The organism is Nocardia sp. CA-107356, from assembly GCF_050946365.1.
In the GTDB taxonomy this organism is placed as follows: Bacteria; Actinomycetota; Actinomycetes; order Mycobacteriales; family Mycobacteriaceae; genus Nocardia.
Genome location: NZ_CP191992.1, coordinates 9,143,432 through 9,163,020 on the forward strand (window position 1 = coordinate 9,143,432; position 19,589 = coordinate 9,163,020).

General features: G+C 66.9%; 20 protein-coding genes and 1 pseudogene. 5 read left to right on the forward strand and 16 right to left on the reverse strand.

The genetic code is table 11. The features are described from left to right. Positions 1-75 precede the first annotated feature (75 nt). On the forward strand, positions 76-1,725 hold the full coding sequence (gene eccE / locus ACQP1G_RS41405) for a type VII secretion protein EccE (protein WP_433195456.1): 1,650 nt from the start codon (positions 76-78) through the stop codon (positions 1,723-1,725). A gap of 166 nt (positions 1,726-1,891) precedes the next feature. Here the strand turns inward: eccE and ACQP1G_RS41410 are convergent, their stop codons facing one another. Beyond that, positions 1,892-2,452: an NADPH-dependent FMN reductase gene (locus ACQP1G_RS41410; RefSeq protein ID WP_433195458.1), complete on the reverse strand. Its 561-nt coding sequence runs from the start codon at positions 2,450-2,452 to the stop codon at positions 1,892-1,894. 153 nt (positions 2,453-2,605) lie between these two features. On the opposite strand from ACQP1G_RS41410, the gene ACQP1G_RS41415 reads away from it, so the two are divergent. Next, positions 2,606-3,448, forward strand: coding sequence for an NAD(P)H-binding protein (locus tag ACQP1G_RS41415; protein WP_433195460.1), 843 nt, complete (start codon positions 2,606-2,608; stop codon positions 3,446-3,448). 432 nt (positions 3,449-3,880) lie between these two features. Here ACQP1G_RS41415 and ACQP1G_RS41420 read toward each other — a convergent pair. Both ACQP1G_RS41420 and ACQP1G_RS41425 read right to left on the reverse strand, forming a co-directional pair. Next, positions 3,881-4,864 (reverse strand): annotated as a pseudogene (locus tag ACQP1G_RS41420) (NAD-dependent epimerase/dehydratase family protein); the annotation flags it as partial. Positions 4,865-4,946: 82 nt separating this feature from the next. Beyond that, positions 4,947-5,756: an S-methyl-5'-thioadenosine phosphorylase gene (locus ACQP1G_RS41425; RefSeq protein WP_433195462.1), complete on the reverse strand. Its 810-nt coding sequence runs from the start codon at positions 5,754-5,756 to the stop codon at positions 4,947-4,949. Positions 5,757-5,862: 106 nt separating this feature from the next. On the opposite strand from ACQP1G_RS41425, the gene ACQP1G_RS41430 reads away from it, so the two are divergent. Continuing rightward, complete coding sequence (locus tag ACQP1G_RS41430; RefSeq protein ID WP_433195464.1) at positions 5,863-6,816, forward strand: EamA family transporter; 954 nt, start codon at positions 5,863-5,865, stop codon at positions 6,814-6,816. A 119-nt stretch (positions 6,817-6,935) separates the two neighbouring features. Continuing rightward, entirely contained in the window at positions 6,936-7,283 is a 348-nt protein-coding gene (locus ACQP1G_RS41435; protein WP_433209275.1) for a metal-sensitive transcriptional regulator, read from the forward strand. A 7-nt stretch (positions 7,284-7,290) separates the two neighbouring features. Here the strand turns inward: ACQP1G_RS41435 and ACQP1G_RS41440 are convergent, their stop codons facing one another. The 5 genes from ACQP1G_RS41440 to ACQP1G_RS41460 all read right to left on the reverse strand — a co-directional run bounded on the left by ACQP1G_RS41440 (position 7,291) and on the right by ACQP1G_RS41460 (position 12,908). After that, complete coding sequence (locus ACQP1G_RS41440) at positions 7,291-8,199, reverse strand: TAXI family TRAP transporter solute-binding subunit (protein ID WP_433195466.1); 909 nt, start codon at positions 8,197-8,199, stop codon at positions 7,291-7,293. Continuing rightward, positions 8,196-9,620 (reverse strand): sensor histidine kinase, encoded by a 1,425-nt coding sequence (locus ACQP1G_RS41445; RefSeq protein WP_433195468.1) that lies wholly within the window; start codon positions 9,618-9,620, stop codon positions 8,196-8,198. The genes ACQP1G_RS41440 and ACQP1G_RS41445 overlap by 4 nt, the downstream gene beginning before the upstream one ends. Before the next feature lie 42 nt (positions 9,621-9,662). Then, entirely contained in the window at positions 9,663-10,322 is a 660-nt protein-coding gene (locus tag ACQP1G_RS41450) for a response regulator transcription factor (RefSeq protein ID WP_433195470.1), read from the reverse strand. Between the two features lie 46 nt (positions 10,323-10,368). After that, complete coding sequence (locus ACQP1G_RS41455) at positions 10,369-11,775, reverse strand: MFS transporter (RefSeq protein ID WP_433195472.1); 1,407 nt, start codon at positions 11,773-11,775, stop codon at positions 10,369-10,371. A 302-nt stretch (positions 11,776-12,077) separates the two neighbouring features. Continuing rightward, on the reverse strand, positions 12,078-12,908 hold the full coding sequence (locus ACQP1G_RS41460) for an LLM class F420-dependent oxidoreductase (RefSeq protein WP_433195474.1): 831 nt from the start codon (positions 12,906-12,908) through the stop codon (positions 12,078-12,080). Between the two features lie 172 nt (positions 12,909-13,080). Here ACQP1G_RS41460 and ACQP1G_RS41465 point away from each other — a divergent pair, with 172 nt between their 5' ends. Beyond that, a complete protein-coding gene (locus ACQP1G_RS41465; protein WP_433195476.1) occupies positions 13,081-13,524 on the forward strand; it encodes an Hsp20/alpha crystallin family protein in 444 nt (147 codons plus the stop codon). A 208-nt stretch (positions 13,525-13,732) separates the two neighbouring features. On the opposite strand, the gene truA is transcribed toward ACQP1G_RS41465, so the two are convergent. From truA to infA, 8 genes are all read right to left on the reverse strand, one after another. Beyond that, positions 13,733-14,539, reverse strand: a complete 807-nt coding sequence (truA, locus tag ACQP1G_RS41470) for a tRNA pseudouridine(38-40) synthase TruA (RefSeq protein WP_433209278.1) — start codon at positions 14,537-14,539, stop codon at positions 13,733-13,735. A 324-nt stretch (positions 14,540-14,863) separates the two neighbouring features. Then, positions 14,864-15,400, reverse strand: coding sequence for a 50S ribosomal protein L17 (gene rplQ / locus ACQP1G_RS41475; RefSeq protein WP_433195478.1), 537 nt, complete (start codon positions 15,398-15,400; stop codon positions 14,864-14,866). 49 nt (positions 15,401-15,449) lie between these two features. Beyond that, the gene (locus tag ACQP1G_RS41480; RefSeq protein ID WP_067785162.1) at positions 15,450-16,508 is read right to left on the reverse strand and encodes a DNA-directed RNA polymerase subunit alpha; all 1,059 of its coding nucleotides are present in this window, start codon (positions 16,506-16,508) and stop codon (positions 15,450-15,452) included. A 141-nt stretch (positions 16,509-16,649) separates the two neighbouring features. After that, entirely contained in the window at positions 16,650-17,255 is a 606-nt protein-coding gene (rpsD, locus tag ACQP1G_RS41485) for a 30S ribosomal protein S4 (RefSeq protein ID WP_433195480.1), read from the reverse strand. 20 nt (positions 17,256-17,275) lie between these two features. Continuing rightward, positions 17,276-17,689: a 30S ribosomal protein S11 gene (rpsK, locus tag ACQP1G_RS41490; protein WP_014349147.1), complete on the reverse strand. Its 414-nt coding sequence runs from the start codon at positions 17,687-17,689 to the stop codon at positions 17,276-17,278. Positions 17,690-17,699: 10 nt separating this feature from the next. After that, positions 17,700-18,074: a 30S ribosomal protein S13 gene (rpsM, locus tag ACQP1G_RS41495; protein WP_014981767.1), complete on the reverse strand. Its 375-nt coding sequence runs from the start codon at positions 18,072-18,074 to the stop codon at positions 17,700-17,702. 219 nt (positions 18,075-18,293) lie between these two features. Further along, positions 18,294-18,407 (reverse strand): 50S ribosomal protein L36, encoded by a 114-nt coding sequence (gene rpmJ / locus ACQP1G_RS41500; RefSeq protein ID WP_040686659.1) that lies wholly within the window; start codon positions 18,405-18,407, stop codon positions 18,294-18,296. A gap of 131 nt (positions 18,408-18,538) precedes the next feature. Then, positions 18,539-18,760 (reverse strand): translation initiation factor IF-1, encoded by a 222-nt coding sequence (gene infA, locus ACQP1G_RS41505; protein ID WP_003418601.1) that lies wholly within the window; start codon positions 18,758-18,760, stop codon positions 18,539-18,541. Positions 18,761-19,589: the final 829 nt, after the last annotated feature.

Below are 19,589 nucleotides of genomic sequence, written 5' to 3' on the forward strand. Positions count from 1 at the left end.
CAGTACAGTTCCCGAGGACTATTGTTCAGCTCGGCCGATGCGAAAAGGCCGATACCGGGTACTTGGGGGATGACGATGGCCGAACAAGCCGGGGCGGGACCACGCCCGCTGCTCGGGCGCATCTCGCTGCGGAACCTGCTGATCGCGCAGGTGATCGGACTCGCGGCCGGATTGCTCGCCTTGTTCGCCGGACTGGGCGGTTGGCCCGCATTGGGTGTCGCGGTGGTCGCCGGACTGCTGCCGCTGATCCCGATCGCGAAACGCACTGTCCTGGACTGGATCGCCACCTGGTGGCGCTATCTGACCCACAGCGACTACCAGATCGGCGACACCGTTGACTTCCGCGGCTCCGACGGGCGCTCGCTCGGGCTGTACTGGGACGGCACCCGGGTCGTCACGGTCGTCGAGGTGCTGGCCCCCAAGGGCGGACTGACCCGGATCGCCCGCACCACCGTGCACGCCTCACATCTGCTGCCGCTGCCGGAACTGGCCAAATGCCTGAACCAGCACGATATTCTGCTCAGCGGCATCGATATCATCAGCCACGGCCACCGCAGCCGCTCCGGCACGCCCGCGGGCAAGATCTACGAATCGCTGCTCGGCCCGCTACCGGCCACCGCGCATCGCAATGTCTGGCTCGCCATCAGTTTCGACGCGATCGCCTGCCCGGAGGCCGCGGCTCGGCGCGGCGGCGGCAGCGAGGGCGCCTCGCGCGCGGTAACCATTGCGACGCAACGCATTATGCGCACTCTCGAAGACGCCGACTGCAGCGCCCGCATCCTCACCGCACCGGAGATCCGCAAGGCGGTCCTGCAGGTCACGCAGGGCTTCGACCCGCGCACGCTGACCCACCGCTGGCGCTACGCCGAGATCGGCAACAGCGTGAATATCGGCAGCGCCGTCGACCCGAAGCGGCTCGGCTCGGATCTGCTCTCGCAGTTGTGGGTTGCGCCATCGCGCGGCACCACGGTCGCGGTGCGGCTGCGTCCGGGCAGTTCGGCCGAATCGGTGACCATCGGCGCGGCCTGGCGACTGACCGCACGGGAACTGCCGGAGCGCACCAAACTCAAGGGTCTGATCTCGATGAACGGGCGGCACCGCGACGGGCTGCTCGCGCACCTGCCGTTGGCCATTCCGGATCTCGACGACGCCGTCCCGGTGACCGAGTACCCGATCGATGTGATCAGCGCGCTGCACCTGCCGTCCTCGGGTTGCGGTCAGCTCATCGGTTCCGACGATGAGGGGCAGGGTGTTGCGGTCCGCATCGTCGGCACCGGCATCTCGACGGTCTATGTGGCCGGTGAGCTGTATCTGGCCCAGCAGTTGGTGTTCCGCGCGTTGGCGGTCGGCGAGCGCATCCTGATCCGCACCGATCGGGCGCACGCCTGGGAGAACCTGGTGACCACCATCGGGAATCCCGAGCGGCTGCAGATCGCGGTCGAAACACACCAATCCGATGCCGGATTCACCGCGACCGTGGTCGATGGTGTGCTGGCCCCCGCACCGCACGCCGGTGTCACCACGATCTACGTGACCGGCGACCCGATGGGTTGGCCCGCCACCCGTCCGGACCTGTCGATCCACCAGCCCGGTGCCATCGGCAACCACGTGGTGTTGCGGACCGGGACAGCCCAGGTCGACCTGACGCTGGTTTCCATTCCGCGCGAAGCGACATATATCGGCCATCCGCGCGGGCGACGGGCGATGGCGGATAGTCCGCAGTAGCGCCGGTTCCGATTCCGGGTGGGTAGGCGATTCGGGGGCGGCCTGCCCCGATCACGGTGGGTTGGGTTGGGCTGTGGTAGGTCCTGCTGTGTCGCACAGACTTCCCGGTTGAGCTAGCTCGGGCTGGTGGCCTCGAGGAACTTCCCGAACCCGGCTTCCTCGCGGTTCAGCCCGGGTAAGGGTCGGTGGTGCGAGCAGTGCGCAGAGTTCTTGCCCACCAGGCGAGCTGACGGATGAGCCGTTCGGCGGCATCGATGGCGGCGCCGTCCGCCGTGTTCCCCGCGTCGTCGAATCGCTTTTTGGCTTGGTGGAAGCTGACGGTCTCGCGGATGGAGACCATGTGGATTTCGGCGACCACCTGGCGCAGTTGTTCGACGGCGCGCAGGCCGCCGGAGAGGCCGCCGTAGGAGACGAATCCGATGGGTTTGGCGCGCCATTCGTGCTTCGCGTTGTCGAAGGCGGTTTTCAGTGAGGCCGGGTAGCCGTGGTTGTACTCGGAGGTGATCGCGACGAAGGCGTCGGCGGCGGCCAAGCGCTCGCGATAGGCCGCCACCTCGGCGGTGAAAGCCAGATCCGTCGGCAGCGGGGTGGTGATGAGATCGATGACGCCGGTATCGAATTCGGTTCTCGCCCGCACCGTGCGCAGGAACCAGTCGGCGACCACTGGAGCGAATCGCTCCGGGCGCGTGCTCGCCACGATGACCTCTAGTCGTAACGGAGTTTCCACTGCGCGAGCCTAACGCCGCGCACCGCCGGTACGGTCGAAGCGGGCGCGGAGATCTCGATTGAGTCATGAGATCGGCCGCTACCCGACTCGGCGATTTCGCATGATGGACGGGGCTTCGGCAAGCGAACCCCCGGCTACCCTAGAGGAGACGGCATGATCCTGGTGACCGGTGCGACGGGCAATATCGGCACGGAACTGGTTGCGGCACTGAACAACTCCGGTGCAGCTGTGCGCGCGCTGGTCCGCGATCCCGCTCGTGCGCAGCTACCTGCCGGCGTCGAGGCGGTGCCGGGCGATCTGAATCGGCCCGAGAGCCTGACCGAGGCATTCGACGGAGTCACCGGAATGTTCCTGCTGCCGGGCTACGCGGACACCCCCGACCTGCTCGCCCGCGCGAAAAAAGCAGGCGTACAGCACATTGTCCTGCTCTCGGGCGGTTCGGCGGCGCTGGAGGATATGGACAACGCGGTCTCCGCGTATATGACCCGAGCCGAGCGGGACGTACGCGAATCCGGCCTGGCCTGGACCTTCCTGCGCCCACGCTCGTTCATGTCGAATGCGCTGCGTTGGTTGCCGCAACTTGCGCAGGGTGATGTGATCCGGGCCCAGTTCCCCGATGTGCCCGTCGCCGCCATCGATCCCGCCGATATCGCGGCCGTCGCGGCGGTCGCCCTGACCGGCGGCGAACTCGCGGGCCGGATCCTCGACCTGACCGGTGCCCGAGCCCTGGTGCCCGCCGACCAGGTCGCGGTCCTCGCCGAGGTGCTCGACCGACCGCTGGTGTGTCAGGGTTTGACGAACGCGCAGACGCGGGCGGAACTCGAGGCGACGATGCCACAAAAGTACGTCGACGCATTCTGGAGCTTCTTCGCCGACGGCACGCTGGACGAATCCCAGGTGTACCCCACCGTCCAAGAGGTAACCGGCCGCGTACCGCGCACCTTCGAACAATGGGCCCGCACACACGCCGACGCCTTCACAGCCCCGGCCCAATAGTCCGAGCGACGCCGAACCCGTGCCGCGGCACCGCGGCACGAGTCCGCCGACCACGGCATCAAAGCCAGGAACCTAGGGCGCAGCAGCTTCCGGCTTCGATGCGGGCGTTCCACTCGGGAGCACCGACTCACTCGACGGCGGCGTCGACGCCCGCGGCATGGCGTTCTCCGCTCTCGGGGCAGCGGATTCGGGAATTGGGGCAACAGCATTCGCGTTCGATGCAGCGGCGGCCGCGAGCGATGTCACCGACTCCGGATCGGGCGCATCGTCTTTCGCGCTCGGTGCGGGAGGATTCGGGCGCGGGTCCGGAGTCTTCGCGATCGGCGTGGCGGTATGCGGGTCGCGGCGTTGCGGCCCGGAGGCGGGCGGGGCAACCCGCACATGTAGCGGTGCGGATTCCTGGCGGGGTGTGGTGGTTTCCACCGCGGGTGCGGCGAGTTCGGCCAGGCCTTGGGCGGGTGGGATCTGAGCGGTGAAACCCAGTGCGCGCCTGGCTCGTTCCGGATCGGCGACGATGTGGCGGACATCGCCGAGACGGTAGCGGCCGGTCACCGTGGGGCCAGGGCCGCCGCGGGCCCGGGCCATGATCGAGGCGACCTCCCATATCGTGATCGGGTGGCCGGAGGCAATATTCAGGGGCACGAAGCCGGGTAGGCGGCGGTCGACCGCGGCGACGGTGGCGGCCACCATATCGTCCACGTGGACGAAGTCCCTGATCTGGCCGCCGTCCTCGTCTACCAGTGGCGGCTGTCCGAGATCCAGTGCGTCGAGGAACTTTCCGATGAATCCGGAGCGTGCGCCCGCGCCGTAGCCGTTGTGGTAGCGCAGGGCCGTGACGGCCGCGCCGGTGGCCAAACCCCAAGCGAGGGCATAGTTTTCCTGGGCCATCTTGCTGGCCGCGTAGAAGCCGCGTGGGCGCAGCGGCGCGTCCTCGGTGACCGGTTCCCAGGTGAGCAGTTCGCCGGTGCGCGGGGCCAGGTGGTCGAACATGCCCCGATCCAGATCGGCCCGCCGCCGCAGCCCCGGAAAGAACGGCCCACTGTTCATCCCGCGATAGCGACCCTCGCCGTACACCACGATGGACGAGGCCAGCACCAGATGACCAACCTTCGCCCGTCCCATCACATCGAGCAGTACCGCGGTAGCCAGATCGTTGTGCGCGGCGAATATCGAAGATTCCGGAGCGGACTCGACGGCCGCGAGATGGCATACGGTGTCGATACCGTGCAGCAATGGCTCGAGCGCATCGGCATCGCGCACGTCTACCCGCGAAACCCCTTCCGGCGCTTCCGCATTCGGCCCGTGCGCCGCTTCGAACAGCACATCGACCCCGACCACCTCGTGTCCGGCGGCGGCCAACGCCCGCCGCAACCGCGCCCCGATGAACCCGGCTGCCCCGGTGACCAGCACTCTCATCGCATCCGCACCCCGCGTTCGGCTGATAACCCAATCTGACTCGCATATATCGGTCACTCGGTGCAACCAGCAGCACCAACTCTCACGGTAATTCGAACGGCAGCGACACTCCCGCGTGCACACGGCAGCGGTCGCAGGTGTCGGTTCCGGTGACCGCCGAGACCGAACGCCGGATCAGCTCCTTGAACGGGCCGAGGTTCTTCTTGAACTCGGCGAAGACGTCGACCGCGTGCACACCGCCGCCCTCTTCCATGCCCGCATCCAGATCTGTCACCAAAGCGACTGCGGCATAGCACATTTCGAGTTCACGAGCGAGAACCGCCTCCGGATGCCCGGTCATATTGACCAGTTCCCAGCCCTGTGCGGCGAACCAGCGGCTCTCGGCTCGAGTGGAAAAGCGCGGGCCCTGCACCACGACCATGGTGCCGGAGGACTTCATCGGCAGTGCGTCGGTCGCGGATTTCGTTGCCGCGGAACGCAGTTCGTCGCAGTACGGGTCGGCGAAGGAGACGTGCACGCCGCCGCCGTCGAAGTAGGTCTGTGGACGGCCGGAGGTCCGGTCGACCAGTTGGTCCGGCACCGCGACGGTGCCCGGCCCCCAATCCGCGCGCAGGCTGCCGACCGCGCACGGCGCGAAGATCCGGCGCACCCCGATCGAGCGCAGCGCCCACATGTTGGCCTGGTACGGCAGCGTATGCGGCGCGAATTCGTGCTGCTTGCCGTGCCGGGGCAGGAACGCCACCGGGCGACCCTCCACCTCACCGACCGCGATCGGCGCGCTCGGCTTGCCGTAGGGCGTATCGACCTCGACGGTGGTCGCCTCGTTATCGAAGAAATCGTAGAAGCCACTACCGCCGATCACGGCGAGCGCGGGCCGAACATCCAAACTCATGCACCGATTCTCTCGCCAGCCCCCATGCCCCGACCAGACGGGTCCACATCCGGCCAACTGGACCTTCGTTCATGATGGGCTGAGTCGGTTGGGTGCTGGAGGTGCGGTGAGTTCGTCGCGTGCGCGCGCCGGGGTGTGGCTGACGGTCGGCAGCGGGCTGGCCTTCGCCAGTTCCGGCCCGTTGGCGAAATCGGTACTCGCGGTGGGCTGGTCCCCGGGCGCCGTTTTGGCGATTCGGCTGAGCGGCGCGGCCGCGGTCATGCTCACGGTCGCGGCGCTCAGCGATCCGGGTGGACTGCGCGGCAGCCTGCGCCACCTGCGCACCGTCGGCGCGTTCGGCGTGATCGCGGTGGCCGGGGTGCAGGCCAGCTTCTTCCTGTCGCTGCCCTATCTCCAGGTCGGCGTGACGTTGATGATCCAATTCCTGGCGCCGGTCGCCGTAATCGCCTGGAACTGGGCGGTGCACGGGCGACGACCATCGGGCGCGACGGTCCTCGGCGCGGCGGTTGCACTCGGCGGCGCCGCGCTGGTCATCAATATCTTCGGTGCGGGCGGAATCAGCCTGATCGGACTGGGCTGGGCCGCGGTATCGATGCTGTGCAACGCGGTGTTCTTCCTGCTCTCGGCCCGCACCTCGGATTCGCTGAGTCCGGTCGTATTGCTGGGCTCCGGCCTGACCGTCGCGGCCGCGACCGCGTGGACACTCGGCTCGACCGGGCTGCTGCCGGTGCTGTTCGGGGGCGCCGACACCGCACTCGCCGAACATCACATTCCGGTCTGGCTGTCGCTGACGCTGCTGGTCACCATCAGCACGGTGGTTGCGTATGTGTGTGGAGTGGCGGGCGCGGCGCGCATCGGTGCCACGCTGATGTCGCTGATACTGCTGAGCGAGGTGCTGTTCGCGGTGGTGTTGTCGTGGCTGCTGCTGGACGAATCGGTCGCGCCGGTGCAGATGATCGGCGGGGTGCTGGTGGTCGGCGGCATCGCGCTGGCACGCAGCGGCGCCGAACATCGGACCCGAACGCCGGCCGCAAACGCGGCCGAACCTACGCCGACCTGACAATTCCCCCACAGCACTGTACCCTAGGGGGGTATTGAATCCAGGTCCGGCCGGAGATCCGGCGAGCAGCGAGGAGACAGTCGGTGACACCCACCCCGTCGCACAATGACAGCACGCCCGTGCCGGGCAGGGACACCGCGGCCGAGAGCGCGACCATCCACGACCACGCCGCGCACGACCATTCCTCGCACGGCTACATCACCGCCAAGGACGACTACCTCAAGCGCCTGCGCCGGATCGAGGGCCAGGCCCGCGGTCTGCAGCGCATGGTCGAGGAGGAGAAGTACTGCATCGACATCCTCACCCAGGTCTCCGCGATGACAAAGGCACTGCAAGCCGTGGCGATGGGTCTGCTGGAGGACCACATCAGCCACTGCGTGGTGGACGCGGCGGTCACCGGTGGCCCGGAGGCCGACGCCAAGATCAAAGAGGCCACCGACGCCATCGCGCGCCTGGTCCGTTCCTGACCGGCGCTCAGCCGTGCCGTCGGCGGTAGACCGCCGCCGCGCCCGGATGCAGCGGCACGGAATCGGTCCCGATGAGTGAGCGGGTATCCAGGAACTGGGTGCCCGCTGCCTCGGCCGGTACCAGCGCATCCGCCCGGGAAACCAGCAGCTCGACAATGGCCCCGGCCGCCGCATCCGACATGGCCGGTGCGGCGAGCAGCAGATTCGCGACGCCGATCGTGCGGATCGCCGCGCCGCCGTCATAGGCGTCGGCGGGAATTTCGACCAGGTCGTATAGATGCCCGAACCGTTCCCGCATCGGCGCCGCCAGTTCACCGAGTTCGATGAGTCGCAGACGTTCCGGTACGTCGAGCACGTCGGTGGGTACGCCACCGGCCCACAGCAACGCATCCAGCTCACCGGATTCCACACCAGCCACCGCATCGCGCAACGGACGATGCGAGGTGTCCACATCCACATCCGGATTCACACCCGCGGCCCATAGCAGCCGCTCCCCGGTCACCGCTGCGCCCGATCCCGCGGCGCCGAGATTGACCCGGGCGCCCCGCAGATCGGTGACCCGCTGGATCGGGCCGTCCGTCCGCACGGCCAGTTGCAGATAGTTCTCGTACACCCGGCCGAGCGCCGAGACCGGCTCTCGCTCGCCCTGCACCGAATCCGCGAGTGCCAGTGCGGCATCCACCCGTCCGCTGGTCAGCATTGCCAGATTTTCCTGCGACCCTGTTGTCGTCACCGGCTCGATCCGCACCGTCCCCGCCTCGGCGGCGACGGTCGCGAGCAGCCGCGCGAACGCGTGGTAGAACCCGCCGACTTCACCGGAGGCCAGCCGCACGGTGTCCACGGCCCCACCACATCCGACGGCACCGGCCGCGATACCAACGGCGCTGAGCGCCAAGAACTTCCGCCGAGTGATCATGTTCGCACCAGCTGCGGTAGGCGGATCTGGATCGCGAGTCCGCGCGGTTCGACGGACCGCACGGTGAGCGTGCCGCCGCGCGCTTGGGCCAGCGCGGCGGCAATCGGGAGACCGAGACCGGAACCGCCGGCGCAGGCACCGGAGCCACGGAAGAAGCGGGTGGTCAATTTATCGATCTCCGCAGGTTCGACACCGACGCCATTGTCCCGCACGGTCACCGTCACCCAACCCGGCTCGATATCGACCACCATGACGGTCTGCGTGCCGGATCCGGCGTAGTTGCACGAATTGCTCAGCGGCACATCGAGAATCTGAGCGAGCACATCGGCGGAGACCGCGACGTCGGCCTCCGGCACCATGGGGGCCGCGCGCAATTCCTGTCCGGCGTTCTCATAGGCGGAGTACCAGGCGTCGACCCGGTCCGCGACGACTTGTACTGCATCACAATGGTTTTCGGCGTCGGTGGGGGTGCGCGCGGCCTCGAAGGCGGCGGGCGTCTCGGCGACCGCCAAACTCAGCAGGCCGTCGAGCAGTGCGGTCAGGCGGTCGACCTCGGCGCCCGCACTGCCGAAGGTGGCCGCCGCGCTGTCCGGGATCGCGTGCTCCAGTGAGTCGAGACGAATCGTCAAGGCGGCGAGCGGATTTCGCATGGCATGCGCGGTATCCGCGACCAACTGACGTTGCGCGTCCGCCGAATCGGCGACGGCAAGCGCCATGGCGTCGAAGGATTCCGCGACCGCACGCATCTCCGGCGGCCCGCCGTGGTGCCGGGCGATCGATACATGCGCAGCGGCCTGGGCACGCGGCTTGGGCAGAGTCGCGGTCAGTTCGGCCACCGCCTGTGACAGCGCCGCCAGCGGGCGCAGCACCCAGCGGCTCAGGCTCAGCGCCAGCATCGTGAACACCATCATCGCCAGCACCGCCCCGACCGCGACCACCGCCCACGCGCGGGCGATATCGCGGCGGGCGCGCGTGGTGGAGGCCTCGATCACCACCGCACCGTTGACCTGCACCCCGGTGCCGACGGGCCGGGCGATCAGCACCGTCGGCCCACTCCACGGGGTCAGCCGATACACCGGCTGCGGCCGCTGGTTGCGGCGGGCGGCGGCGACCGCGGCCTCGACCGGAGCCGAGGACACATCCACCCCCGCATTCACCGTCCTGGCGCCTCGGGCATCGACGACCAGCACATTCTCCGCGTACAGATCGTGATAGCGGCCGACCTCATCGGCCAGCGACCGGCTGTCCCCCTCGGCCACCGCGGCATCGGCGAGTGCGGCGAACCGATCGGCATCGCCGGAGCGGTCGGCCACGAATTCCTGGGTCCGACTGGTCGCGAAGGTCAGCGACAGCGGTACCGCGAAGGCGAATACCGCGATCGCCGCGAATACCGTCAGCGCGACGAGTAGCCGTCTGCGCATACTGGCTCCGCTTCTCTTACCAGGGCTTCCGGGTCACTGTGATCATTGACCCCAGCGGTAACCGTAGCCGCGAATCGTGGTGATCAGCCCAGGCCGGTCCAATTTCGCCCGCAGTCCGGTCATATGGACATCCAGCGAGCGCGATACCGCGACGAACGCATCGCCCCAGATCCGATCCATCAGCTGCTGGCGGCTGACCGCGGCACCTGGCCGCTCCACCAATGCCTCGACCAATTCGAATTCCTTCTGGGTCAACGCGATCGGCCGCCCGGCGACCTCGACCACCCGAGCCGCGAGATCGACCCGCACATCTCCGGTGACCACTTCGGCCCGCTCCGGTTGCGATCCGGCGGCGGCGCGGCGCACGACATTCTCCAGCCGGGCCATCAATTCCGCGATCCGCGGCGGCTTCACCAGGTAGTCGTCGGCGCCGCCGCGCAACCCGCGCACAATCGATCGTTCGTCGCTGCGCGCGGTCAGGATCAGCACCGGCACCGAACTCACTTCGCGCAACTGGCGCAGCACCTGCAAACCATCGCCGTCGGGCAGTCCGAGGTCGAGGATGACCGCGTCGTATCCGCGGTGGGCGGTGAGCAGATCGGCACCGCGGCGCTTGCGTTCGGCCTGATAGCCGCGAGCATTGAGCGCTTCGACCAGCGCGTCACCTACGCCGTCATCATCTTCGACCACCGCCAGCCGCACCCGCCGATCCTCCCACAGCGCAGGATCGGCGGGTGCGGCTGGGCGATCAGGGTCGGACCGTTGCGAGATCACGGTCCGGCTCGGCGGCTGGCGCATCCGCCTTGGTAAGCGAGATATCGGCGGCGGCATCGGCATCGATGGTGGACCCGCTCGAGGTCTCCCGCATGAACCAGTAGGTGAGCAGCGAGATTCCGATACACCCGGCGACGTACCAGAAGTACAGCGATTCGTGATGCGCCTGCTTCAACGACAGCGCGATCGTCTCCGCGGTGCCGCCGAAGATCGCGACGGTCAGTGCGTACGGCAGGCCGACGCCTAGTGCGCGGATCTTGGTCGGGAACAGCTCGGCCTTCACGATGGCGTTGATCGAGGTGTAGCCGGTGATGATGACCAGCGCGCCCATCATCAGCGCCCACGCCGCGATCGGGTTCTTGGTGTGCGCGAGCACGGTCATGATCGGCACGGTCAGCAGAGTGCCCGCGACACCGAAGAAGATCAGCAACTTGCGCCGCCCGATGCGGTCGGAGAGCGCACCGGCCAGCGGCTGCAGCACCACGAACACCAGCAGCGCGATGAAATTGATCCACGAGACGGTCGACTTGGAGATGCCGGAAGTATTGATCATGAACTTCTGCATGTAGGTCGTGTAGGTGTAGAACGCGACCGTGCCGCCGAGCGTCAACCCGATCACCAGCAGGCATTCCCGCGGGTACTGCAGCAGCATCCGCAGCGAACCGCGTGCGGGCTGTTGGGCACCGACCGCGGAGACCGCGCCCGAGGTGCTGTCCCGCTCGGCCTCGACCGCGGCCTGGAAGTGTTCGGATTCGTCCATACTGCGCCGCAGCCACATCACGATGAGCGCGGCCGCCGCACCGATGACGAACGGAATGCGCCAGCCCCAGTTGTTCATCTGGGCGTTGTCCAGGAACTGCTGCAGGATGATCTGGACACCGAGCGCGACCAACTGTCCCGCGACCAGCGTGACGTACTGGAAGCTCGAGTAGAACCCGCGCTTACCTGTCGAGGCCACCTCGGACAGATATGTTGCGCTGGTTGCGTATTCGCCGCCCACCGAAAGTCCCTGCAACAGGCGGGCCAGCAACAGCAACAGCGGTGCGGCGATCCCGATCGTCTGGTATCCGGGCGTCACCGCGATCAGCAACGAACCTGCGGCCATCACGGTCACCGAGAGGGTGAGCGCCGAGCGGCGTCCGAACTTATCGGCATAGCGCCCCAGCGCCCAACCGCCGAGCGGCCGCATCAGGAAGCCGACCGCGAAAACCGCTGCGGTGGACAGCAATTGCGCGGTGGAATCACCCTTCGGGAAGAACGATTTCGCGAAGTACACGCTGAACGCGGCGTAGACATACCAGTCGTACCACTCGACGAGATTGCCGATGGAACCGCGCAATACGTTGGCGACCACCCGGCGCTCGCCCACGGGCTGTGTCATGCGGGAGTTCCCGCGCCCCGTCGGCGTCCCGATCGCTTGGCGATTGTGGCTCGTTCCGCCGCCCTGTGTCGTAGTCACCAGATCTCCTTCTTCGACGCGGCCTTGCGTCGGTCGGAGACCAGTGTGTTGGCAGTCACATCGTCGATGGAAGCGGACACCGCCCTTTCTAACGCTTCCTTAGGACGATTCGTCTCATGACGCCCGAGAAGCCCGGCATCATCTCCGCGAGCAGAGTTGTCCGGTGTGCTTCAACAGTCTCTTGGGGCGACCGGGCGATAGCTCAGCCCGATCGCCCCGCGCTCTCAGGACTGTTTCGCCAGCAATGGAGCCAGGGTGCGCAGTGCGGCGGGCTCGTCATCGAGGACCTGGAGCACGACGTGATCGGCACCCGCGGACAGATGGGCGGCGAGTTGGTCGACGACCGACTCGGGGCTGCCGTGCGCCACGAGGGCGTCATAGAGCCGATCGCTGCCGGGCTTGGTCACATCGTCGTCGGTGAAGCCGAGCCTGCGCAGGTTAGCGACATAGTTCTGCAGGTCGAGGTAGAACTCGACGCGCGGGCGCGCGGTGGCACGGGCGCGAACCGGATCCTCGTCCAGGACCACCTTGTGTTCGGTCGCCAGCAGCGCATCGTCGCCCATTACCGCGCGAGCGCGCGCGGTGTGTTCGGTGGTGACGAGATAGGGCAGCGCGCCCGCGGACCGCTCCGCCGCCAACTTCAGCACCCGAGGGCCCAGCGCCGCGAGTGCGCGGCGCTGCTTCGGCACCCCTGCGGCATCCAGCTCGTCGAAGTATTCGACCAGTGCGTCATAGGGCTTGCGATACTCGCCGGTGTGTTCGGGATGGCCCGCGCCCAAGCCGAGCAGGAACCGCCCGGGGAAGCGGGCATCGATGCGATGGAACGACTCCGCGACCTGCTGCGCGGGCGCGGACCAGATATTCACGATGCTGGTCGCGACGGTGATCGACTCGGTCGCGTCGAGCAGTGGATCGATCACGAGCAGATCGGCGGGTGGGGACGAGCCGAGCCACAGGGTGCCGTAGCCGAGCCCCTCCAACTCTGCCGCGTCCGCCGGGGTGAACCCCACGTGCCCGCGCCATACACCGAACCGTCCGAGACCTTCGATCGTCATGCCTCGAGCCAACCAACTTGCCGCCGTTCCTATTCCGACCGCGAGATCGGGCGAAGTAGTCCCCCGACCCTATTAGCACTCCCCAGTCGAGAGTGCTAGCTTGGATAGTGCACAGCTTCCGGCGCCTGTCGCCGCGGCAGGCGTCACCACTAGCGATATGGAGGTGATTGCTGTGCTTCGGTTCGATCCATTCCATGACATCGACACCGTCGCCCGCCAACTGCTCGGCGAATCCGTCGGGACGTCTCGTGCGCCGCGATTCATGCCGATGGATCTGTTCAAGGCAGGCGACCATTACGTACTCAATGCCGACCTGCCCGGCGTCGACCCCGGCTCGGTGGACGTGAGCGTCGACAACGGCACGCTCACCCTGCGCGCGCAGCGCAGCCTGCCGAGTGACGAAGGCGTCCAATGGATTGCGTCCGAGCGCTTCGCCGGTACGTACATGCGTCAACTCAGCCTCGGCGACAGTGTCCAAGCCGACAAGATCAGCGCGACCTACAACAACGGCGTGCTCTCGGTGACGATTCCGATCGCCGAGAAGGCCAAGCCGCGCCGTATCGAAATTTCCGGTTCCAGCCAGCCGCGGACGATCGAGGCGGGATCGTCGAGCTGATCGGTCCCATGCTTCCGCACCGCACTGCGCCCGCCGGATCGGCGGTGCGGGAGCGCCCCGTCCACCCGCCGCCGCACACAACACCGCGATGACCGACGGGTGATCAAGCCGAATGCCTACTGCCGCAAGGGAATTGCCCCGTCTCGCATAGGCCCTGACCCATGCGAGACGGCGTGTCACTATGCGTCAGCTCTGGGGGATCAGCCGGTTAGTCGCCGCAGCAGCCTTGGGTGGGGACGGTACGCATTTCGCGGGTTTGGGCGTTGCGGGTGGCGAGGTCGGCGTCATCGGGGTAGTCGACGGCGATGAGGCTCAGGCCGTGCGCGGGGGCCACCGTGACCGAGCTGGAGCGCTCGGTTTCGTTCAGTAGGGCGGCGACCCACTCGGGGGTTCGGCGGCCCTCCCCTACCGCGAGTACCGCGCCGACGAGACTGCGAACCATGGACCAGCAGAAGGCATCCGCGCTGACATAGGCGGTCAGCAGGTCGCCGTCGCGGTGCCAATCGAAGCGCTGGAGTTCGCGGACGGTCGTCGCGCCATCGCGGCGGCGGCAGAAGGCCGCGAAGTTGTGCAGGCCCAATAACTTTCGCGAGGCCGCGCGCATGGCTTCGATATCGACGTCGTGGCGACAGCCGACGACACTGCGGGCTTGCAGTGGCTCGGCGCCATAGGGCGCCGTGGTCAGCCGGTAGACATAGTGGCGGCGGATCGCCGAGAAGCGTGCGTCGAATTCGGGCGGGGCGATGCGCGCGTCCTTGATGCGCACGTCCTTGGGCAGGAAGCGCGCCATCCGGTGGATCAGCCGTCCCGCGTCGAACTCCGCCGCCGTGTCGAAATGCGCCACTTGCCCTTCGGCGTGCACGCCCGCATCGGTGCGGCCCGCTACGGTCAATTCGATCGCCTCGCGGAACACCTTGCTCAGCGACTCCTCGAGTACCCCCTGCACGGTACGAAGGCCAGGCTGCCGGGCCCAGCCGGAGAAATCGGTTCCGTCGTAGGAGATATCGAGCCGAATGCGCACCGCGTTCGCCCCGCCGTCCAGCCCGACCCCGCTATCGGGGCGAACCTCGTCATCGCGGCGAAGGCCGGGATCCGCCGCTGACCCCCGGCCTGCGCCGGGGCGATGGGATGCGGACGCGGCGTTACGGGTCGCGGACGAACCCGTCGAATCCTGCACGGTCACAGTCATCTCCTGCTCGATACGCACGAGTCGGCGCTCCGCTCATCGAGATCCACGTCGCGTACGCGAAACTCGGTGCCTCGGAGGCGATCTCGGTTGGACATGAATGAGCCCGCCGACCCATACGGGGCGGCGGGCTCATTCAGGACGACGCGAACGTCAGGCGTCCTTCTTGTCCTCAGCGGCCTCGTCGGCAGCCGGGGCCTCGGCCTCGACGGCCTCGGCGGTCTCGGCGACGGCCTCTTCGGCCTTCTCCTCGACGACAGCTTCGGCGACGGGCGCCTCGGCCTTCTTGGACGCGGCAACGCGGCGGGCGCGGTCGGCCTCGTTGGTCACGGTCTTCTCCCGGACCAGCTCGATGACCGCCATCGGCGCGTTGTCACCCTTGCGGGGCAGCGTCTTGGTGATGCGGGTGTAGCCACCCTCGCGGCCCTCGAACGACGGCCCGATCTGGGCGAAGAGTTCGTGGACGACGTCCTTGTTCCGGATCACCTTGAGCACCTCGCGACGGTCGGCGAGGGTGCCGCCCTTCGCCTTGGTGACCAGCTTCTCGGCGTAGGGGCGCAGCGCCTTGGCCTTGGCCTCGGTGGTCGTGATACGACCGTGCTCGAAGAGCGCCGTGGCCAGATTGGCGAAGATCGCCTTCTGGTGCGACGCCGACCCGCCGAAACGGGCACCCTTCTTGGGCTTGGGCATTGTTTGTTCTCCTTGTGTGAGGCCGAGCCGGGGTGCCTACCCCAGCGGCCTAGAGCTGTTCGGTCTCGGCGTAGTCCTGCTCGCCGCCATCGGTGTCACTGAACGTGCCGCTGTCGCTCCACGTTCCGGTGCTCGCGTCGTAACCCACCACGGACGAAGGATCGAACGACGCCGGGCTGTCCTTGAGCGAGAGGCCGAGCGCGTGCAGCTTGACCTTGACCTCGTCGATGGACTTCTGGCCGAAGTTGCGAATGTCCAGCAGGTCCGACTCGGTGCGGGCGACCAGCTCGCCGACCGTGTGCACACCCTCGCGCTTGAGGCAGTTGTAGGACCGGACGGTGAGGTCCAGGTCCTCGATCGGCAGACCGAACGAGGCGATGTGATCCGCCTCGGCCGGGGACGGGCCGATCTCGATGCCTTCGGCTTCGACGTTGAGCTCACGGGCCAGGCCGAAGAGCTCGACCAGGGTCTTACCCGCCGAGGCGAGCGCGTCCCTGGCGCTGATGGAGTTCTTGGTCTCCACGTCCAGGATCAGACGGTCGAAGTCGGTGCGCTGCTCGACACGGGTGGCCTCGACCTTGTAGGTCACCTTGAGCACCGGCGAGTAGATCGAATCCACCGGGATCCGGCCGATTTCCGCGCCGGACGCCTTGTTCTGCACCGCCGGGACGTAACCGCGACCGCGCTCGACGACGAGCTCGATCTCCAGCTTGCCCTTGTCGTTCAGGGTGGCGATGTGCATATCCGGGTTGTGCACGACGACTCCGGCAGGCGGCACGATATCACCGGCGGTGACGGTGCCCGGACCCTGCTTGCGCACGTACATCGTGACCGGCTCGTCCTCTTCCGAGGACACGACCAGACCCTTGAGGTTCAGGATGATGTCGGTGACATCCTCCTTCACACCGGGAACGGTGGTGAACTCGTGCAGGACACCGTCGATACGGATGCTCGTGACCGCGGCCCCCGGGATCGAGGACAGCAGGGTACGCCGCAGCGAGTTGCCGAGGGTGTAACCGAAGCCCGGCTCGAGCGGTTCGATGGTGAACTTCGAGCGGTTCTCCGCGACGACCTCTTCGGTCAGCGTCGGACGCTGTGAAATCAGCATGTGGATCATCCTCCTGTACGGGCACCCACTATTTGATGCCCACGTTTTGGGGGTTGTGCGTGATCGCCCTGACCCTTTCGAGCGACCTGCGAGCAGGCGCTACGGCCCGGACGATCACGCACCAGCAAAGCGGTACAGCTGTTACTTCGAGTAGTACTCGACGATCAGCTGTTCCGACAGCGGCACATCGATCTGAGCGCGCTCGGGAACCTGGTGGACCAGGATCCGCAGACGGCCCGGGATGACCTGCAGCCAGCCGGGAACCGGACGGTCGCCGACGGTCTCACGCGCCACCTGGAACGGCAGCGAACCGAGCGACTTCTCCTTGACATCGATGATGTCGTACTGGGTCACCTGGAAGCTGGGGACGTTCACGGCCCGGTTGTTCACCAGGAAGTGACCGTGCGAAACCAGCTGGCGAGCCTGACGACGGGTGCGCGCCAGACCGGCGCGGTACACGACGTTGTCCAGACGGCACTCGAGCAGACGCAGCAGGTTGTCACCGGTCTTGCCCTTGAGGCGGTTGGCCTCTTCGTAGTACCGGCGGAACTGCTTCTCCATGACACCGTAGGAGAAGCGCGCCTTCTGCTTCTCCTGCAGCTGGAGCAGGTACTCCGACTCCTTGATCCGCGCGCGGCCGTGCTGGCCGGGCGGGTACGGACGACGCTCGAACGCCTGGTCGCCTCCGACGAGGTCGACACGCAGACGACGCGACTTGCGGGTGATGGGGCCTGTGTAACGAGCCATTTTTCGTTATTCCTTTCCCGCTAGACGCGACGCCGCTTGGGCGGACGGCAGCCGTTGTGCGGCTGCGGGGTGACATCGGAGATCGTGCCCACTTCCAGGCCAGCGGCCTGCAGCGAACGGATCGCGGTCTCGCGGCCCGAACCCGGGCCCTTGACGAACACGTCGACCTTCTTGACGCCGTTCTCCTGCGCCTTGCGGGCAGCGTTCTCGGCGGCGAGCTGCGCGGCGAACGGGGTCGACTTGCGCGAACCCTTGAAGCCGACATGGCCCGAGGACGCCCACGAGATGACGTTGCCGGACGGGTCGGTGATCGACACGATGGTGTTGTTGAACGTGCTCTTGATGTGCGCGTGGCCGTGCGGGACGTTCTTCTTTTCCCGGCGACGCGACTTCTGGGTCTTCTTGGGGCCGGAGGCCCGACTCTTCGGAGGCATCCTTTATCCCCTACTTCTTCTTGCCGGCGACGGTGCGCTTCGGGCCCTTGCGGGTGCGCGCGTTGGTCTTGGTGCGCTGGCCACGCACGGGCAGGCCACGACGGTGGCGCAGACCCTGGTAGCAGCCGATCTCGATCTTGCGACGAATGTCGGCCTGCACCTCGCGGCGCAGGTCACCTTCGACCTTGAGCTCGGGCGAGCTCTCGATGTAGTCACGCAGCTGCGTCACCTGATCGTCGCTGAGATCCTTGCTGCGCAGGTCCGGGCTGACGCCGGTGGCCGCGAGGATCTCCTTGGAGCGGGTACGGCCGATGCCGTAGATGTAGGTCAGCGCGATCTCCATGCGCTTTTCGCGCGGAAGATCAACGCCCATGAGACGTGCCATGTGGCAGGTTCCTTAATCGTTGCGGAGGTCTGCTCCCTGTCCGTCCCCTCGTCTGGTGGGGCACCGGCCTCCGTACCGGTGGTTGGCTCGCACACCTCGGACTTTGCGATTCCGAGGAACCGCGCGGCCCGAATTCCGCAGTGTGCGGCTGGAGCTGGGAGTTCTTCTTTTAGTTGGCCAAGCCGATCAGTGATCGGTGCCCGGCTGGTGCGGCGAAAATCAGCCCTGGCGCTGCTTGTGGCGCAGGTTCTCGCAGATCACCATGACCCGACCGTGACGGCGGATCACCTTGCACTTCTCGCAGATCTTCTTGACGCTCGGCTGAACCTTCACGTCCGTCCAATCTTGTTCGGTTCACACGGGTGTGAACACAGTTTTTCCCCAGCCGACGACTGGGGAAGTCTCTGTGGTGAGCCTTGCGGCTCGCTGGTCACGCCGTCCTCGATACCGAGGACCGCACGCGATCACTTGTAGCGGTAAACGATGCGGCCGCGCGACAGGTCGTAGGGCGAAAGCTCGACGACCACACGGTCCTCGGGGAGGATACGAATGTAGTGCTGCCGCATCTTCCCGCTGATGTGCGCGAGAACCTTATGTCCGTTCTCGAGCTCGATCCGGAACATCGCATTGGGCAGCGGCTCGACAACTCGACCCTCGACCTCGATGGCCCCGTCTTTCTTCGCCATGTCCTCCGCGATCCCGGTTTACGCTCAAACCTGGTTTGATTGCCTTGTATCTGATTGCATGTAACCGGTCAGTTGACCGGACCGGCGGCATGCAGACAGTCGGCGCGTAGGTGCACCGCCGACCAAGCTTACCGGTTTATTCGCGAGCAGACCAATTCGCCCTGGTCACAACGGCCGCAACCACCTATTGTTCCGCATCCAGCGCGCGTCGGCCGGGGCGGGGCGTCCGCAGGTCCGCCAGCGTGATCATGGTGACCGGTACCGCGGCGACCGCGGTGAAGACCGCGCCGGAGGCGCAAGCGCCATGGTCCGTCGAGCGGCGGCACGAACGGGAGTTCGGCGGCGCTCACCTTCGATACGGAATAGGTTGCCTCGCGCACGTTGGTTCGGACGGACTCCGGCAGTTGGGTGCACAGTGCGTCGGAGAAGACTTTCTCGCGAGGGCATCGCGGCCGCCGGAGATCAGGATCAGCGGACGCTGCGAAGGTCGAGCCGAAGGCAGTCATCGGGCCCGTACTCACCAGTGTTCGACGCGTCCATCGGCGGGATGGCGAGATGGCGAGATGGCGAACCGAGTGGACAGCCGTGATGGGGTGATGGCGACACCGCGAAACCCTTGTGCGGCAAGACCAGGACGGCCGGGATGCCGCATATCCCCGTTAACTTCCCGAAGCGTTGCCGACGAGGTGCGCAGGGGGCCAACGGAACCCGCCGAGGGGGCGTTAGGAAACCGGCCATTCGGCCCACTCCCCACCCATGATGGGCGAGAGTCGTCGCGTAAACTGACCACAGCCCAGGTATAGGTCGAGCAGATCCAAAGGGGGACGTG

Excerpts from the sequence above, each read along its gene's own strand:
- eccE (WP_433195456.1), top strand. The coding sequence starts at position 76 with ATGGCCGAACAAGCCGGGGCGGGACCACGCCCGCTGCTCGGGCGCATC.
- ACQP1G_RS41415 (WP_433195460.1), top strand. The coding sequence starts at position 2,606 with ATGATCCTGGTGACCGGTGCGACGGGCAATATCGGCACGGAACTGGTT.
- ACQP1G_RS41425 (WP_433195462.1), bottom strand. The coding sequence starts at position 5,756 with ATGAGTTTGGATGTTCGGCCCGCGCTCGCCGTGATCGGCGGTAGTGGC.
- ACQP1G_RS41440 (WP_433195466.1), bottom strand. The coding sequence starts at position 8,199 with ATGATCACTCGGCGGAAGTTCTTGGCGCTCAGCGCCGTTGGTATCGCG.
- ACQP1G_RS41445 (WP_433195468.1), bottom strand. The coding sequence starts at position 9,620 with ATGCGCAGACGGCTACTCGTCGCGCTGACGGTATTCGCGGCGATCGCG.
- ACQP1G_RS41455 (WP_433195472.1), bottom strand. The coding sequence starts at position 11,775 with ATGACACAGCCCGTGGGCGAGCGCCGGGTGGTCGCCAACGTATTGCGC.
- ACQP1G_RS41460 (WP_433195474.1), bottom strand. The coding sequence starts at position 12,908 with ATGACGATCGAAGGTCTCGGACGGTTCGGTGTATGGCGCGGGCACGTG.
- rplQ (WP_433195478.1), bottom strand. The coding sequence starts at position 15,400 with ATGCCCAAGCCCAAGAAGGGTGCCCGTTTCGGCGGGTCGGCGTCGCAC.
- ACQP1G_RS41480 (WP_067785162.1), bottom strand. The coding sequence starts at position 16,508 with ATGCTGATTTCACAGCGTCCGACGCTGACCGAAGAGGTCGTCGCGGAG.
- rpsD (WP_433195480.1), bottom strand. The coding sequence starts at position 17,255 with ATGGCTCGTTACACAGGCCCCATCACCCGCAAGTCGCGTCGTCTGCGT.
- rpsK (WP_014349147.1), bottom strand. The coding sequence starts at position 17,689 with ATGCCTCCGAAGAGTCGGGCCTCCGGCCCCAAGAAGACCCAGAAGTCG.
- rpsM (WP_014981767.1), bottom strand. The coding sequence starts at position 18,074 with ATGGCACGTCTCATGGGCGTTGATCTTCCGCGCGAAAAGCGCATGGAG.
- infA (WP_003418601.1), bottom strand. The coding sequence starts at position 18,760 with ATGGCGAAGAAAGACGGGGCCATCGAGGTCGAGGGTCGAGTTGTCGAG.